Source organism: Balneola vulgaris DSM 17893 (genome assembly GCF_000375465.1).
GTDB classification, from domain to species: Bacteria; Bacteroidota; Rhodothermia; order Balneolales; family Balneolaceae; genus Balneola; species Balneola vulgaris.
Genome location: NZ_AQXH01000004.1, coordinates 24,577 through 40,756, shown reverse-complemented (window position 1 = coordinate 40,756; position 16,180 = coordinate 24,577). Strand labels below are relative to the sequence as shown.

The 16,180-nt window shown below is 41.5% G+C and carries 14 protein-coding genes; 7 read left to right on the top strand and 7 right to left on the bottom strand.

Translation table 11 applies throughout. The features are described from left to right. The first annotated feature begins 4 nt into the window (after positions 1-4). The 5 genes from B155_RS0109670 to B155_RS0109650 all read left to right on the top strand — a co-directional run bounded on the left by B155_RS0109670 (position 5) and on the right by B155_RS0109650 (position 5,874). Positions 5-907, top strand: coding sequence for a patatin-like phospholipase family protein (locus tag B155_RS0109670; protein WP_018128065.1), 903 nt, complete (start codon positions 5-7; stop codon positions 905-907). Positions 908-985: 78 nt separating this feature from the next. After that, positions 986-1,873, top strand: coding sequence for a cyanophycinase (locus B155_RS0109665; RefSeq protein ID WP_018128064.1), 888 nt, complete (start codon positions 986-988; stop codon positions 1,871-1,873). A 6-nt stretch (positions 1,874-1,879) separates the two neighbouring features. After that, positions 1,880-3,376, top strand: a complete 1,497-nt coding sequence (glpK, locus tag B155_RS0109660; protein ID WP_018128063.1) for a glycerol kinase GlpK — start codon at positions 1,880-1,882, stop codon at positions 3,374-3,376. 19 nt (positions 3,377-3,395) lie between these two features. Then, complete coding sequence (locus B155_RS0109655) at positions 3,396-4,958, top strand: glycerol-3-phosphate dehydrogenase/oxidase (RefSeq protein ID WP_018128062.1); 1,563 nt, start codon at positions 3,396-3,398, stop codon at positions 4,956-4,958. 1 nt (position 4,959) lies between these two features. Further along, positions 4,960-5,874, top strand: a complete 915-nt coding sequence (locus B155_RS0109650) for a glutaminase (RefSeq protein ID WP_018128061.1) — start codon at positions 4,960-4,962, stop codon at positions 5,872-5,874. Here B155_RS0109650 and B155_RS0109645 read toward each other — a convergent pair. The 7 genes from B155_RS0109645 to ffh form a co-directional block, all read right to left on the bottom strand. Further along, positions 5,864-6,610: a DUF1499 domain-containing protein gene (locus B155_RS0109645; RefSeq protein WP_018128060.1), complete on the bottom strand. Its 747-nt coding sequence runs from the start codon at positions 6,608-6,610 to the stop codon at positions 5,864-5,866. The two genes, B155_RS0109650 and B155_RS0109645, sit on opposite strands and share 11 nt — an antisense overlap. 124 nt (positions 6,611-6,734) lie before the next feature. Then, positions 6,735-7,292 (bottom strand): adenylate kinase, encoded by a 558-nt coding sequence (locus B155_RS0109640; RefSeq protein ID WP_018128059.1) that lies wholly within the window; start codon positions 7,290-7,292, stop codon positions 6,735-6,737. Positions 7,293-7,391: 99 nt separating this feature from the next. Further along, positions 7,392-7,751, bottom strand: coding sequence for a 50S ribosomal protein L19 (gene rplS, locus B155_RS0109635; protein WP_018128058.1), 360 nt, complete (start codon positions 7,749-7,751; stop codon positions 7,392-7,394). A gap of 30 nt (positions 7,752-7,781) precedes the next feature. Then, positions 7,782-8,474: a tRNA (guanosine(37)-N1)-methyltransferase TrmD gene (gene trmD / locus B155_RS0109630; RefSeq protein ID WP_026167304.1), complete on the bottom strand. Its 693-nt coding sequence runs from the start codon at positions 8,472-8,474 to the stop codon at positions 7,782-7,784. Further along, entirely contained in the window at positions 8,464-9,021 is a 558-nt protein-coding gene (gene rimM / locus B155_RS0109625) for a ribosome maturation factor RimM (RefSeq protein ID WP_018128056.1), read from the bottom strand. Before rimM ends, trmD begins: the two co-directional genes overlap by 11 nt. A gap of 14 nt (positions 9,022-9,035) precedes the next feature. Then, complete coding sequence (rpsP, locus tag B155_RS14085; RefSeq protein ID WP_018128055.1) at positions 9,036-9,887, bottom strand: 30S ribosomal protein S16; 852 nt, start codon at positions 9,885-9,887, stop codon at positions 9,036-9,038. A gap of 32 nt (positions 9,888-9,919) precedes the next feature. Continuing rightward, entirely contained in the window at positions 9,920-11,260 is a 1,341-nt protein-coding gene (ffh, locus tag B155_RS0109615) for a signal recognition particle protein (RefSeq protein WP_018128054.1), read from the bottom strand. A gap of 377 nt (positions 11,261-11,637) precedes the next feature. On the opposite strand from ffh, the gene B155_RS0109605 reads away from it, so the two are divergent. Together B155_RS0109605 and B155_RS0109600 are read left to right on the top strand one after the other, a co-directional pair. After that, the gene (locus tag B155_RS0109605; RefSeq protein WP_018128052.1) at positions 11,638-12,702 is read left to right on the top strand and encodes a 6-bladed beta-propeller; all 1,065 of its coding nucleotides are present in this window, start codon (positions 11,638-11,640) and stop codon (positions 12,700-12,702) included. Between the two features lie 202 nt (positions 12,703-12,904). After that, on the top strand, positions 12,905-16,087 hold the full coding sequence (locus B155_RS0109600) for a WD40/YVTN/BNR-like repeat-containing protein (RefSeq protein WP_040368445.1): 3,183 nt from the start codon (positions 12,905-12,907) through the stop codon (positions 16,085-16,087). The last annotated feature ends 93 nt before the right edge of the window (positions 16,088-16,180 follow it).

Sequence of the window (16,180 nt, the reverse complement as noted above, 5' to 3'; positions counted from 1 at the left end):
GGGAATGATGAAAAAGAAAGTACATTTAGTGCTAGGCTCAGGCGGGGCAAGAGGTATTGCTCATATAGGCGTAATTGAACAGCTCGAAAAAGAGGGGTTCGAGATAGTCGAAGTTATAGGCTGTTCGATGGGCGCTGTGGTAGGGGGTATATACTGTGCAGGACAATTATCTGAATATAAAGAATGGCTTTTCACCCTTACTAAAAAACGAGTGTTTGAGTTACTCGACTTTACATTTACCGGCCAAGGCTTTGTAAAAGGAGAGCGGTTATTCAGTAAGCACATGGAAGTTACAGGGCCTCAACACATTGAAGACTTTAAGATTCCTTTTACCGCCGTTGCTACAGATATGAAGCACAATGAAGAGGTGTACTTTAAAGAGGGAGATTTATTTAAAGCCCTCAGAGCTTCGGTTTCTATACCAGGTATTTTTACACCCGTAGTGTATGATGGAAAGGTTTTAGTAGATGGTGGGGTGTTAAATCCTTTGCCTATAAACTTAGTTAATAAGCAGGATGACGCCATAGTAGTAGCGGTAGATATAAATTCACGAACCATTATTGAAGAGCTGCTATTGAAACGCAATGAGAAAGAAGTTCATAAGCCAAGTTGGTTCGAAAACCTCTTACCTAATTCTATAAAAGAACTGGCTAGGAGTGAGCCCAAAGAAGATGAACCTGAAAAGGAATCGTTTAATCTATTCGAATTGATGGAAAGCACTTTTAGCTTCACTCAAGATCAGCTCACCAAAGTAATGATCGAATACCACCAACCAGATATTCTAGTTAGGATACCTAGAAACACCTGCGACACTTTCGAATTTCATAAAGCAAGAGATTTAGTGAATGTAGGAGAGCGTGCATACAAACATGCGATGCAGGAATATAAAACAAAGTTAGGGCACTAAGAGTAAAGCGCCCGTATTTTTAGTTTTAGGTTCTGCTTTTTTTGAAACATCTTATCCAAAACTAAAATTAATGATGTTATGAAGAACCTATTAAAAGCTGTTATTGCTTCTTTTCTCGTACTGGGATTGAACCCTAGTGCTACACAAGCTCAAAGTACTTCTCAAGAGTCCATTACAAAAGGACCGGAGAATGGAAAGCTTATTATTATTGGTGGGTCGGCACGCTCAGAAATATTCCGCCAAAAATTCATTGAATATGCTGGAGGAAAGGATGCTACCATTATCATTGTGCCAACAGCTCAGGGCGAAGAAAATATAAAGCGAAGAGATCCTAATTATGAGCGGTTAAAAGCTCCTTTTATACAAATGGGAGTAAAAAACATTCATGTATTGAATACAGAAGATCCCACGGTTGCAAACCGAGAGGATTTCATTGCTCCTATAAAAAAAGCGACGGGTGTATGGTTTACGGGCGGTCGACAATGGCGTATTGCAGATGGTTTTTTAAACACTAAAGCACATCAAGAATTTAATAAGCTCTTAGAGCGTGGCGGAGTTGTTGCAGGGTCTTCTGCAGGGGCAACCATACAAGGTTCCTACCTAGCAAGGGGCGATACTCAAACAAATACAGTTATGATGGGCGATCATGAAGAAGGGCTGGGATTCTTAACAAACGTGGCCATAGATCAGCACCTATTCGCTCGTAATCGCCAGTTTGATATGTTTGAAATTCTAGATCATAAACCCGAGTTGTTAGGTATAGGTTTAGACGAAAACACGGGAATAGTAGTACATGGAGATTGGTTTGAAGTAATTGGCGAAAGCTATGTAGTGATGTACGATGGTACCCGATGGTCGGCCGAAAGAGATACGGTATATCAGTTGCCAGAAGGATCGAGAGAGTTTTATATGTTGAAAGAAGGTCAAAAGTATGACCTCACAAATCGAAGAGTAATTCAAAACTAAAGCTAAATGGCTGAGAAAAAATATATTCTATCGATAGATCAAGGGACGACGAGTTCTCGAGCCATTATATTTGATCATAAAGGAAAGATCGTTGCTTTATCACAAAAGGAGTTCAAACAGCACTTCCCAAATGATGGCTGGGTAGAGCATGATGCGGAAGAAATATGGCATACTCAACAAGAGGTAATCCATACCGCTTTATCTGAAAATGATATCGACGGTAATGAAATCGCGGCTATAGGAATTACCAATCAACGAGAAACCACGGTTGTTTGGGATAAAGAGTCGGGTAAGCCCATTTATAATGCCATTGTTTGGCAAGACCGAAGAACCTCCGATTATTGCGATTCTTTAAAAGAGGATGGTTGGGTTGAACCCATAAAAAAGAAAACAGGATTAATTGTAGATAGTTATTTCTCGGGCACTAAAGTAAAGTGGGTCTTAGAAAATGTAGACGGAGCTAGAGAAAAAGCCGATGAAGGCAAACTAGCTTTTGGAACCATTGATAGTTGGTTGGTTTGGAATCTAACAAAGGGGAAGTCTCATGTAACTGATATGACCAATGCTTCTAGAACGATGCTTTATAACATCCGTGAGAAGAAATGGGATGATGAACTACTGGAATTGATGGAAATCCCGTCGGCAATGTTACCTGAAGTTGTTGAATCAAGTGCAGACATTGCAAAAGCTGTTCTAATGGATTCAAAATTAGAACTCCCTATTACGGGAATAGCAGGCGATCAGCAGGCGGCATTGTTTGGACAGATGTGTTTAGAGCCCGGTATGCTCAAAAACACCTATGGTACCGGTTCTTTCATCATGTTTAATACCGGAGAGGAAATCATAGAGTCGGAAAACAAGCTATTAACCACCATTGCCTGGAGTATCAACGGGAAGGTAGAGTATGCCTTAGAAGGATCCATATTTATAGCCGGAGCCGTGGTTCAATGGTTAAGAGATGGTTTGGGTATCATAGAAAAATCATCGGATATAGAAGCCCTTGCTGAAACCGAAGAGGATAACGGAGGCGTGTTCATGGTTCCAGCATTTGCAGGTTTAGGAGCTCCACATTGGGATCAAAAAGCCAGAGGAGCAATCTATGGGTTAACCCGTGCTACCACCGCTGGACATATAGCACGAGCGGCACTCGAAGGCATAGCATATCAAGTAAGAGATGTGTTGCTAGCTATGGAAGCAGATTCAGGCATCGAGATAAAAGAACTACGAGTAGATGGAGGCGCGACAGGAAACAATCTATTGATGCAGTTTCAATCAGATATCTTACGCATACCCATAGTACGACCGGAGATTTTGGAAACAACTGCATTAGGAGCCGCATACCTAGCGGGATTAGCCGTAGGATTTTGGGATTCAACTGAAGAACTTCAACGACTATGGAAAGAAGAAAAGAAGTTCACCCCAAGCATGAAGGATGATGAAGTGGACCAACGAATGAAAAAATGGAACCAAGCCGTTGGTAAGAGTAAAAACTGGATAGATTAACACCCATCGAATACAAATTATGAATAGAGCAGAGTATGTAGATCAAGTTCGGTCGTTTAATGATTATTGGGACATCGTGATTGTAGGTGGGGGGGCAACGGGTTTAGGTTGTGCCGTTGATGCCGCTTCAAGAGGGTATAAAACCCTATTGTTGGAAATGGCTGATTTTGCAAAGGGCACTTCAAGCCGAAGTACAAAGCTCGTGCATGGTGGTGTTAGGTATCTGCAGCAAGGGGATGTATCGCTTGTGATTGAAGCATTGCACGAGCGAGGTTTAATGATTCAAAATGCGCCTCATTTGGTGAGCCATCAATCCTTTATTGTTCCAAGTTACGAGTGGTGGAACGGACCTTTCTATGGTATAGGAATGAAAGTATATGATGCTTTAGCAGGAAAGCTTGGCATCAAGAAGTCTGAAAGTCTGACGAAAAAAGAGGTGCTTGAAAAGATACCCACACTTGAGCCAGAAGGACTTAGAGGAGGCGTTATCTATTATGATGGACAATTTGATGATGCCCGTTTAGCCATTAATCTAGCCCAAACGGCAGCTGATGAAGGCGCTATTCCACTTAATTATATGAAGGTAAAGAGTCTTATAAAGAATGGATCAGGTTTTGTAGAAGGGCTAGTAGCACAAGATCATATCAATGGAGAAGAGTTTAAGATAAACGCTAGAGTGGTCGTAAATGCCACGGGAATATTTTCAGACAGTATTCTTAAGATGGATGACCAAGGCCATCAAAATATGATACAATGTGCTCAAGGTATACACCTAGTACTCGACAAAGAGTTTTTACCAGGTGATGCTGCTATCATGGTTCCTCATACCGATGATGGGCGTGTACTTTTTGCAGTGCCTTGGCATGGTAAAGCAATAGTTGGAACTACAGATACCCCAATTGATAAACCAAGTCTTGAGCCGGTGGCCTTAGAGGAAGAAATTGAATTTGTATTACGCCATGCCAAACAATATCTAGCTAAAAACCCTGAGCGATCGGATGTGCAAAGTGTATTTGCTGGGTTGCGTCCGTTGGTTAAACCTGCTGATGCTAAGAATACTTCAGAAATATCAAGGAGCCATCATCTACAAGTGTCTGAATCAGGCTTGGTAACTATCGCAGGCGGTAAATGGACTACCTACCGAAAGATGGCTGAGGATACCATTGATCAAGCATCGGTTGTGGCCGGACTAGAGTTTAAAAAGTCGGGCACTAAGAATCTTAGAATACATGGTTGGCTTAAAAATGTAGATCGTAGCGATGCTCATTCTGTTTATGGATCTGATCGAGTGGCTTTTGATGCTTTGCTTGAAGAGGATGAGAGTTATAAAGAGAAGCTTCACCCTGCGCTGCCTTTTGTAGTAGGTGAAGTGATTTGGGCACTTCGAAATGAAATGGCACAGACATTAGAGGATATTTTATCACGCAGAACACGAGCCCTTCTATTGAATGCCAAAGCATGTGTTGAAATGGCTGAAAAAGTAGCCACTATTATGGCCGATGAGTTAGGTAAAGATTCTGATTGGATACGCTCGGAAGTCAATGAATTCAATGAAATAGCAAAGAATTACATCCTAGATTGAAATGGATTACAGCGCAGTAATTAAAGAAATTGTATCAGAGCTTGAAGGAAAGAAATTCGGCGGTAAAACTGCTACCTATATACCTGAATTAGCTACTGTTGATGAGAATAAGTTTGGCATACATCTTTGTACCCTACAAAATGAACACTGTAGCTTTGGAGATAGTGATGAGAAGTTCTCTATTCAAAGTATAGCCAAGGTCTTTGGGCTTACTATGGCCTACCCAATACTAGGAGAGAAATTATGGAAACGCGTTGGTGTTGAGCCCTCAGGGAATCCTTTTAATTCCTTAGTTCAGCTAGAATATGAACAAGGAGTGCCAAGGAATCCGCTAATAAACGCAGGTGCTTTAGTCATATCTGACGTTCTTATTAGTGTGCTAAAGAACCCCAAAAGCGAGTTTCTTGAGTTTGTAAAACGATTATCTGGGAACTCATCCATTAACTACAATGAAAAAGTAGCTGAATCGGAAAAGGAAACAGGCTACAGAAACGTCGCCCTGGCTAGTCTTATGAAGTCTTTTGGGAATTTAGATAACCTCGTAGAAGACGTATTAGATTTCTATTGCTACATGTGTTCCATTGAAATGAGTTGTCAAGAGCTTGCCCAAACCTTCTTGCTTTATGCTAACCATGGTAAAGAGGTGCAATCGGGTGAGATGATCTTAACTGCATCCCAATCAAAACGTCTTAGTGCGATAATGTTAACCTGTGGGTTCTATGATCAGGCCGGGGAGTTTTCCTTTAAAGTGGGCTTACCGGGAAAAAGTGGGGTTGGCGGAGGAATAGCAGCCGTTTTCCCAGGACATTACAGCATTACAGTATGGAGCCCTAAATTGAATAAAGCAGGGAATTCAGTATTGGGTATGGAAGTGTTAGAACGACTTACTACAAAAACGGGCGTATCTATTTTTTAAAAGCATTTTTAAATGCTTCGATGCGCTTATAGTTCACTCCTAGGTCACCTCTACCAATTCTAGATTTAGAACGTATATCGATAATGCTCCCGGTATTGGTGGTATCTACTCGAATCACTACATCATCAATAAAGCCAAACCAAGCGAGTTTTTCGTAAGCCTCAATTCGGCCTTCTTCCTTGTTCGTTTCAACTAAAGTCCAAGGCATTTCATCAACAGTGGCCAATGCTTTATCAAAGGCTTCATCATAAGGAAGGTTGCTTTCAATGCCTGATAAATCCCCATAATAAGACTGCTGGCTCATAGCGGTTTCAATGCCAGCATATTCAACAGGATTTGGAGCATCCGCACGAAGAGGGGCAATTGCTACAAAAGCTGGAGGATTCTGAATGTCTGTGGTTATATCATGGATGGGTGGGTAGCCCTTTTCTACTTCCAAATACCAATACCCAATATTGAAGAGTGCACCTAGGGCTATTATTACACTAATAGTACCTAAAACGGTTAAAGTGGTTTTTGTTTTTTTAGCTCTGATAAAACCAAAAGTTGTAATGAGTCCACCTACAACCGTAGTACCTGTGGCCCAAGGAATCATCTGAAAGCCAAGCCTAAAATGCCACCAACCCCATTGGTAACCATAGCCAGCTAATAAAACAACAAGCGCTCCGATGATGGATAAACTAATACCCCATTGTAATGACTTAATGCCTTTTTTGGATCTACCTGTATAGCTCATTGTGTGGCGTTTGCGAATGAAGAGGGTTTTCAAAATCGTTGAATAGAAGCTATTTAAAAGTAGGGCCAAATAAAAAAAGCCTCACCAATAATTGATGAGGCTTTAAATGTGATTGAAAACACCTTTATTTCTCTACTGAAGAAGTAATACGTTCAAATATTTCATCGATAGTACCGATGCCATTAATTTCTTTTACAACCCCTTTAGCGTCGTAATGATTTTTAACGGGTTCGGTTTCTGTATGATATACCTCTAAACGAGTTTTGATTTTTTCTTCGGTATCGTCGGCGCGGCCTTGGCCACGAGATAAGATACGTGATATCAATTCTTCTTCAGGTACTGTGAGAACAACAAAGGCGTCAATAGCTTTGTTCTGATCTTTTGCGATGGTATCAAAGGCTTCAGCTTGTGGAACCGTTCTTGGGAATCCATCAAGAATAAAGCCGTTATCGTACTTCTCATCTTTTAATTCATCGGCAACAAGATCAACAACGGTTTCATCAGGTACCAATTTCCCATTATCTAGAATCGCTTTTACTTTAACGCCTAGTGGGGTCTGGTTTTTAATGGCCGTACGGAATATATCCCCTGTAGACAGGTGCGGAATTGCGTACTTATCCTGAAGTAACTTTGCTTGAGTACCTTTGCCGGCACCTGGAGGGCCGAATAGAATGATGTTCATCGAAAAGTGATTTTATCTTTTGAAAAGGAACCCGAGCGCATAATCGTATTATCCGATTCAACGCCGGGTTTTAAGTTCAAATACGGGGCAAAAGAAGAATTACTTCTTTTCTCCGCGAGTATCACGCTCTTTAATACGAGCTGCTTTACCTGTTAGGTTACGTAGGTAGAACAACTTAGAACGTCTCACTTTACCACGACGCTTAACATCAATTTTAGCAATAAACGGAGAGTATAATGGGAAAATACGCTCAACACCTACGTTATTACTAATTTTGCGAACAGTAAATGTTTTGTTAGCTCCGCTTCCGCGTTCGTTAATTACAACACCTTCGTACTGCTGAATACGCTCTTTTTCACCTTCGCGAACACGGTAATGAACGTTTACAGTATCACCTGCAGTGAACTGCGGCAGTTCATCGTTAACTATTGTTTGTTCTATAAGTTTTAACTTATCCATGATTCTGTTTGTTTGCTGACGAATCAGCCGTTAATAATCTTTCTTAAATTTTTCGTACAAGTCTTGTCTTCGTTCTTTGGTCTTAGATATAGACTGTTCAAGTTTCCACTGCTGAATTTTTTTATGATCTCCTGATCGTAAAACTTCAGGTACTTCCATTCCTTTAAAGCTTGCAGGCCTCGTATATATCGGGGCTTCTAACAAACCATCTTGAAATGAATCGCTTAAGGCACTACCAGCATCGCCAATGGCATTGGGAATTAACCGAACTATAGCATCTGTGATAACCATAGCTGGAAGTTCTCCCCCTGATAGTACATAATCACCAATGGTATACTCTTTGGTGATTAGCGTGTCGCGTACTCGCTGATCAATTCCTTTATAATGCCCGCATACAATGATGATGTTTTCTTTCAATGAAAGCTTATTGGCTTCCTCTTGATTGAATGTCTCACCATCGGGTGCTGTAAAGATGATTTCGTCATAGCTGCGTTCTGAAGTTAGGTGCTCGATGCAACTAAATAGGGGCTGGGGTGTTAACACCATCCCTGCTTCTCCGCCATAAGGGTAATCGTCGATTTTTTTATGCTTGTCTTCCGTGTAATCGCGGAGGTCGTGCTTAAAAATTTCCACTAAGCCGTTTTCTTTAGCCCGGTGAACAATACTGTGATCCAATGGACCGTCTAGTAATGGTGGTACTGCAGATATTATGTCAATCCTCATCATACAGGCCCTCTTCTAGTCGGTTTAAATGTTGGCAGTATATCGTTTGATCATCCCAGTCTATGCTATTCACATATTCATCAACAAGAGGTATTAAAAGTTCAAACCTACCTGTTGACACTGAAATCAGATTGTTGCCTGGAATATCCATGACGTCTAGTACAAATCCGATTTCATTTTCATGTTCATCAATAATTCTGAAGTCTACCAATGATAGCTCTTCAGATTCATCTGTTAGGATTGTTTCAGCTAACGAAGTTTCTACAAAGATCCTTCGACCTCTTAAGGCTTCAGCAGCTGATCGATCAGCGATGTGGTCAAATTGTACAAAGAACGAATTGTTACTTCCTTTTTTCTCTACTCTAAAGCCAGAGACTCGAGCAGGGAAATAATCTCCACGATCGTTCTGCAAATACACGAGCGTTACTTCATTGAGGAATTCAGGGTCGTTAAAGTCTAAATCGACTTTTAACTCACCTTTGAGTCCATGAGAGCGAGCAATTTGCCCGATCTTAGTAAAGGGTTGTGTATTGGCCTCCTGATTCATGGGAGCCGGATTTTTTATCCTTCAGACTGCTTAGATTCCCAAGCTGCAAGCACGGTTTTACGTGATTCAGCGTCGGTTACAAAACCTTCAAGAGCAGCCATATCGTTATCACGGATATGATCGATCGCTTCTTTAGCGGTCATGTCTTCCGAAGTTCCGCTAGTAGAGGCAGCTTCTTCGCTTTTCTTTTCCGCTTTTTCTTCTTCCGCAGGCTCTTCAGTGGTTTCTTCCTCAGTAGTTTCAGCTTCTGCTGCTACTTCTTCAGTGGTCTCTTCTTCGGCAGCAGGCTCTTCAGCTACTTCTACTTTTTCTTCCGCAGGAGCTTCTTCAGTAGTCTCTTCGGTTGCTTCCTCAGCAACTTCTTCGCTAGCTGTTTCAGCCGGTGCTTCTTCTGTAGCTTCCGCTTCAGTTTCAGCTTCGTCTTCAGTTGCTAATTCTTTAGCAGCTTCACTAGCTTTCTTTTCTACTTGTTGTTTGAATTCCTTCTCTTCTGCGTCTAAGATAGACTTGTACTTGTCTTTACGAGAAGTGCTGTCTTCTAATTTTGAATCGCGGTAAGCTCTCCATTCAGTGAGGGCAGCTTCGATTTCTTCTTCGCTTTTGCCCCACATCATAAGGTGGCGTTTGTAAAGGATGCCTTCGTTGCGAAGGATTTTGCGAACAGTGTCAGAAGGTTGTGCACCTGTCTCCAACCAGTACATAATACGGTCTTCGTTGAGTACCACTTCTTTCTTTTCTGTTACGTTGTCGTAACGACCAACTTGTTCGATGATGCGACCATCACGTGAACTGCGGCTGTCAGCAACTACTAAATGATAGATAGGACGTTTTTTACGACCTTTTCTTTGAAGTCTGATTCTAATCAATGTTGTTCTCCAGTGAGTTTTGTATAAAAGTGTTACCTACCTATAGGCAGGTTTTTCAATCCATGAATCGCACGTCCCATTTTTCCCATTTTGGACATGGTCTTCATCATTTTTTTCATCTGTTCGAACTGTTTAATGAGATCATTGATCTCACGGACAGTAGTGCCAGAACCGGCGGCTATACGTCGTCTTCGACTTCCGTTTAGTACACTTGGGTCCTGACGCTCCTCCGGCGTCATTGAATAGATAATCGCTTCGATAGGCTTAAAGGCATCGTCATCGATATCTGCATTTTCCAATGCTTTGCTGGCGCCGGGGATCATAGAAACAAGATCGGAGAAATCTCCCATCTTCTTGATCTTTTGAATTTGATCGAGGAAATCTTCGAGATTGAATTTATCAGAGCTAATACGCTTTTGAAGGCGTTGAGCTTCCTCCTCGTCAAATTCTTTTTGAGCTTTTTCAACTAGCGAAACCACATCACCCATCCCAAGTATGCGCTGTGCCATACGATCGGGATAGAAAGGGGAAAGAGCATCTAGCTTTTCGCCAGTACTCACAAATTTGATGGGTTTGTTTACAACGGTTTTAATGGAAAGGGCAGCACCACCACGGGTGTCACCATCCAACTTAGTTAAAACTACACCGTCGTAATCAATACGCTCGTTAAACTCTTTTGCCGTGTTAACCGCGTCCTGACCGGTCATGGAGTCAACAACGAACAAGATTTCATGAGGATTTACGGCTTTCTTAATTTCCGCAACCTCATTCATCATTTCCTCATCCACATGTAAACGACCAGCAGTATCAATGATTACGGTATCCATTGCCAAACTTTTTGCCATCGCTACAGCTTCTTTAGCTACGCGAACAGCATCTTGTTGTTCAATAGAGTATACCGGCACATCAATTTCAGAGGCCAGAGTCTTAAGTTGGTTTACGGCAGCAGGGCGATAAACATCGGCGGCAGCAAGAAGAGGATTCCTTTTATGCTCCTGCTTGAGGTAACGAGCTAATTTACCAGTGAAGGTAGTTTTACCCGATCCTTGTAAACCTGCAATAAGAATTACAGTGGGGGGAGTGTGCGCAGTGGCTATATCCGACTTTTCTCCACCAAATGTAGTAACAAGCTCGTCGAACACAATCTTTGTGAACTGTTGGCCTGGATTTACACTGGCAAGAACGTCTTCGCCCTGTGCTTTTTCCTGAATTTCTTTCGTGAATTGGCGGGCAACCTCATAGTTTACATCCGCATCTAATAGAGCACGGCGTATTTCACGCACCGTATCTGCGATGTTAACATCACTTATACGTGCATCACCTTTAAGGTGCTGAAAGGCTTTGTCTAATTTTGAGGATAAACTTTCAAACATGGTTACTCAGGATTTCTCCGCTTAATTCAGAGCCGATAAAAATACGGGATTATTATTGTGTTATCAACAGTAATGTGGATAAAGTTTTTATTTATATCCGTTGTGGGGAATGCGTCATCAAAAGATAGAATGTGGCGAAAACGATATAAACTGTAGGTTGAATGATGAGTTCAACCATTCATCAAATAGAATAAACTTTTCATTAACATATTTAAACAAAGATAAACATTTATTATTTATTAATATATACGAATTACAATTGATGCAAAGTTCTAAATTAAGCTTGGGGGGAGTTAGGGGTAGAACAGAGAGGGGGTCTGAAGAAAATCGGGATAAACACATGCAGATAATCAGAATATTAAATGGATACCTGACGAATGAGTGATTATAGAATACCACTCCTTTTATTGATTTCGATAGTTTTGGGTTGTACGAATGAAATAAAGGACCCAGAAATTATTACAACTAATGATTTTGTTTTGAGTGACTCAACAAAAGAGCATTTGTTAAGCATGTACACTCAAGTAGTAGACAATCCAGAAGTAGATGAACTACTATTTGCCAATTATGGATCAAGTATTGGAGTAGTAATAACTGATTATGATGGAAATTTTGTAAGAAAGATTGGGGAAAAGGGTCGAGGACCTAAAGAGATATTATCCTCGCGGTTTTTTGGAGCAAAAGATTCTGCTGCCATTTTGATCTTAGACAAGAAATTGGGAAAGTTTAAACTCTATAACTCTGAAACCGAAGCTGTTCAGCTATTCGATTATACGTTTAATCAAGGTGTATCAATTACATCTAGGGGCATATCATTTTGTAAAGAGAAATGGTTCTCAGGAGTTCAGTTAATTAGAAAGCCAACCCTACCTTCAGTACCAACAATAGCTGTTTTTGATACGGCTTTTTCTTTGATAGATACCTTAGGAGGCTACGATCCTTATTTTGATGGTCGGGATGATATATTACAGGAAACGACATACTCACTGGATTGTGAAAACGGAGTAATTTATACCGTTCAGGGAAAGACACCGAAAATTCAAGCATTTTCCATTCATTCGGGCAATCACTTAGGCTCAACAGAAATCACACCTCCTTTATTTAAGGTCTCAGATAAGTTCATTTCAATGAGTTATAGTTCACAATCATGGGCTCGATATTTATCTGAAGAGCAGAGTATTAGCCTGCATCTTTCTCATGATGAGCACCATTTATTTTTAGTGTATCGAAATGACAGCGGGGTATATAAAAAAAGAAGGGCGCTCAATGAGAGCGAACATATAGTGGCTGTTTTTAATAAAGAATCCTTTGATTATTTAGGAGAAGTAAAAGTCCCTGGTGCAATTTTAGGTTCCACAAAGAAGGGCGAACTGATTATGCTGAAAGATGAGGAAGCTTTACGGTTTCAGTTTCTAAAAATAATTCCTAGTGATGGAAATTAAATCCACGTTTGGGTTATCCATCGGATAGAAGGAGGCCTGATCGGAGTAAATGAAATGTACTTCCCATTCTTCTAATCATTAAAAATTGTAAAGCCAAGGCTAGCAGTACGAAAACTCAATCGCTTATAGTATGTTTTAGCCTCGCCCTCACATCACTACAACAAGGGCAGAAGTAATAAAGTAAACTAACACAGGGAAGTACATGAATAAATGCACAAGGATAAGTGCGTGCTTATTGGCTTTACTGCTCTCAGTTATGGGCAGTTCAGATTGGGCAAACGCACAACAAAAGGACAAAAATCAATTATATGATGAAAAGCTCTATGAAGGGCTTTCGTTTAGAAATGTGGGACCATATAGAGGTGGGCGTTCAACCGCAGTAACCGCAGTGCCAAATAAAGACGGGAGCAATATAACCTTCTTTATGGGTACTACAGGCGGGGGCGTTTGGAAGAGTGATGACTATGGACATTACTGGCATAATTTAACGGATGGGCAATTTGATGTCTCTTCAATTGGTGCCGTTGATGCCGCGCCTTCTTCACCAAATATCATTTATGCAGGAACAGGCTCCGCTTGTTTAAGAGGAAATGTTTCTGCTGGAAAAGGAATCTATAAATCTTTCGATAGTGGTGAGAATTGGGAGTTTATAGGTCTACCCGATGTTGGTCAGATTGGTGATGTAGTGGTGCACCCTCAAGATCCAAATTTGGTATATGTAGCGGCATTAGGTCATGCTTTCGGTAAGAATAAAGAGCGTGGCGTTTACCGCAGTAAAGATGGAGGAGAGAGCTGGGAGCAGATTTTTTTCTTATCAGATAGTACCGGAGCAGTATCGCTTGCTATGAACCCATCGAACCCACGTGAAATTTACGTTGGGATGTGGAGGGCTGAGCGTAAACCATGGACAATGATTAGCGGTGCTGATGAAGGGGGCGTGTATAAAACAATCGATGGTGGCGAGAACTGGAATAAGCTATCGGGTGGCCTGCCAACAGGTGTAGTTGGTAAAGTTGGTGTAACCGTATCTCCGGCTAATCCTAAAAGAGTGTGGGCCATAATCGAGGCGGAACCTGCAGGCGGTGTATATCGCTCTGATGATGCTGGGAAAACATGGAAGCGCATCAATAAAGAAAATAAACTACGCCAACGCGCTTGGTACTACACACATATTGTAGCCGATCCAAAAGATGAAAACACGGTGTATGTGTTAAATACCGGCATGTATCGTTCAGTGGATGGAGGAAAGACCTATGAAGGTATTTCTGTTCCTCATGGGGATGTACATGATTTATGGATTCACCCTGAAAAAACGAACATAATGGTAGTAGCCGATGACGGGGGTGCTCAAGTAACCTCAAACGGCGGTAAAACATGGTCTACCTATTACAACCAACCTACGGCAGAGCTGTATGGAGTAGTTGTAGATAATGGATTCCCCTATAGGTTGTATGGCGCACAGCAGGACAATAGTACCATCAGTGTACCGGCGTGGAGTTCCAATAATACCGTTCATGCAAAAGAGCACTGGTATAGTGTAGGTGGATGTGAAACGGGACCTGTAGCTCTACATCCTGATAACCCAGATGTGATTTATTCAGGGTGCTATGGTGGTGTGATCGATCGCTATGATCATAAAACCAAGCAAGTTCGAAATATGATTGAATATCCTCAGCTACAATTGGGTGAAGCAGCCAAGAACTTAGAATATAGATTCCAATGGGTGTCTCCTATTGTGGTTTCTCCCCATGATGAGAATGTGGTATTTCATGGTTCGCAATACGTAAGCAAAACTACCGATGGCGGGAAAACGTGGGAGAAAATCAGTCCAGATTTAACCACTAATAATCCAGCACATCAACAATATGCAGGTGGGCCGATTAACCATGATATGACCGGTGTTGAAATTTATAATACCCTGTTTGCCATCACGGTTTCTCCTCATGATGCAAATGAGATTTGGACTGGATCCGATGATGGACGCGTTCATATCACTCGTGATGAAGGAAAGACGTGGACGGACATCACTCCTAAGGACTTGCCTGAACTTGCAACTGTAGAGAATATTGATGTATCGGTACACGATAAAGGAACGGCGTATTTAGCAGCTCAAAGATATCGTTTGGATGATTTTGAGCCCTACATTTACAAAACCGAAAACTATGGCAGAAGCTGGAAGTTAATTTCGGGGCCAAAAAGTGGATTCCCTGAAAAACATCCTGTACGTGAAGTGAAGGAAGACCCCGAAAAAGAAGGACTCCTGTTCGCAGGTACCGAATTCGGATTATTCGTTTCCTTTAACGGCGGCGATAATTGGCAAGAATTTCAGTTAGATCTACCCGTTACACCTGTAAGTGGTATTCAGGTAGCTCATGGCGACCTTATTTTATCAACGCAAGGTCGTTCGTTCTGGATTCTAGATGATATGACACCTCTTAGAGAGTTAAACAGCCGTGTTGCTAACGAAAGTAGCTACTTATTCAAGCCACGAGATGCTTACCGTGTAAATGATATGGGACCGGGTGGCGAGTACGCGCCAGCGTCTAAACCTCATGGGGCAACCATTCATTACTACACAAAAGAAGCAGACGAAGTAACGCTAGAAGTTTTAGATGATCAAAATCGCATCGTACATACGTTTACTATGGACTCGGCTCTTGCTAAAAAGCCTGGCACCACCTTAATTAAGCCTAAAGCAGGTATGCAGCGCTTGGTATGGGGTTTAACCTATCCAGGGCCAGACATGGTTGAAGGTGCCGTTGTTTGGGGCTTTACGGGCGGAATTAAAGCACCTCCTGGAACTTATAGAGTACGTATGCAAAATGGACGTGAATCTATTACTCAAAGCTTCGAAGTGTTAAACGACCCTCGCTTAACCGATGTAACCAAAGAAGATTACATCGTTCAGTTTGAGTTTTCACAGCAAGTACGTGATTCAATTAATCAAATTCAGAATGTGCTTCGTGACATTGAATCCATTAAAGAGCAATTAGCATGGATTGCAGATAGAGCAAAGGATAGTGGTATGGATCCAAGCATCCAGAAAATGGGCGAAGAACTCCAAGCCAAGCTTTCTAACTATCAGCAGAAGCTGCATCAAACGAAGAACGAAAGTGGACAAGATCCTATTCGTTTCCCGCCACGCATCGATAATCAATTCTTAGAGTTGTATAAATTTGCCACGGGCCCTGATGGGTATATTTCAGGTGGAGCAGAAGGTCGACCTGTTGAAGCGGCGTATAAGCGCACAACCGATTTAAATGCAGCCTGGATTATTCTTCGAAAAGAATATGAGCGTCTCATCAATGTAGATGTGGCGGCATTCAATCAAGCGGTTGAAGGAGGAAGCATTCGTGCTTTAACCAAACCAAATCGTGATTATTGATAGATCATCAAGTTTCTGAGCAAAGCCTCTCTTCTATTTAGAATGAGAGGCTTTTTTATGGAATTCATATGGGGAATCAATAGCAGGATCAGT

Coding starts and splice junctions, on each gene's coding strand:
- B155_RS0109670 (WP_018128065.1), top strand. CDS start 5: ATGATGAAAAAGAAAGTACATTTAGTGCTAGGCTCAGGCGGGGCAAGA.
- B155_RS0109665 (WP_018128064.1), top strand. CDS start 986: ATGAAGAACCTATTAAAAGCTGTTATTGCTTCTTTTCTCGTACTGGGA.
- glpK (WP_018128063.1), top strand. CDS start 1,880: ATGGCTGAGAAAAAATATATTCTATCGATAGATCAAGGGACGACGAGT.
- B155_RS0109655 (WP_018128062.1), top strand. CDS start 3,396: ATGAATAGAGCAGAGTATGTAGATCAAGTTCGGTCGTTTAATGATTAT.
- B155_RS0109650 (WP_018128061.1), top strand. CDS start 4,960: ATGGATTACAGCGCAGTAATTAAAGAAATTGTATCAGAGCTTGAAGGA.
- B155_RS0109645 (WP_018128060.1), bottom strand. CDS start 6,610: ATGAGCTATACAGGTAGATCCAAAAAAGGCATTAAGTCATTACAATGG.
- B155_RS0109640 (WP_018128059.1), bottom strand. CDS start 7,292: ATGAACATCATTCTATTCGGCCCTCCAGGTGCCGGCAAAGGTACTCAA.
- rplS (WP_018128058.1), bottom strand. CDS start 7,751: ATGGATAAGTTAAAACTTATAGAACAAACAATAGTTAACGATGAACTG.
- trmD (WP_026167304.1), bottom strand. CDS start 8,474: ATGAGGATTGACATAATATCTGCAGTACCACCATTACTAGACGGTCCA.
- rimM (WP_018128056.1), bottom strand. CDS start 9,021: ATGAATCAGGAGGCCAATACACAACCCTTTACTAAGATCGGGCAAATT.
- ffh (WP_018128054.1), bottom strand. CDS start 11,260: ATGTTTGAAAGTTTATCCTCAAAATTAGACAAAGCCTTTCAGCACCTT.
- B155_RS0109605 (WP_018128052.1), top strand. CDS start 11,638: ATGAGTGATTATAGAATACCACTCCTTTTATTGATTTCGATAGTTTTG.
- B155_RS0109600 (WP_040368445.1), top strand. CDS start 12,905: ATGAATAAATGCACAAGGATAAGTGCGTGCTTATTGGCTTTACTGCTC.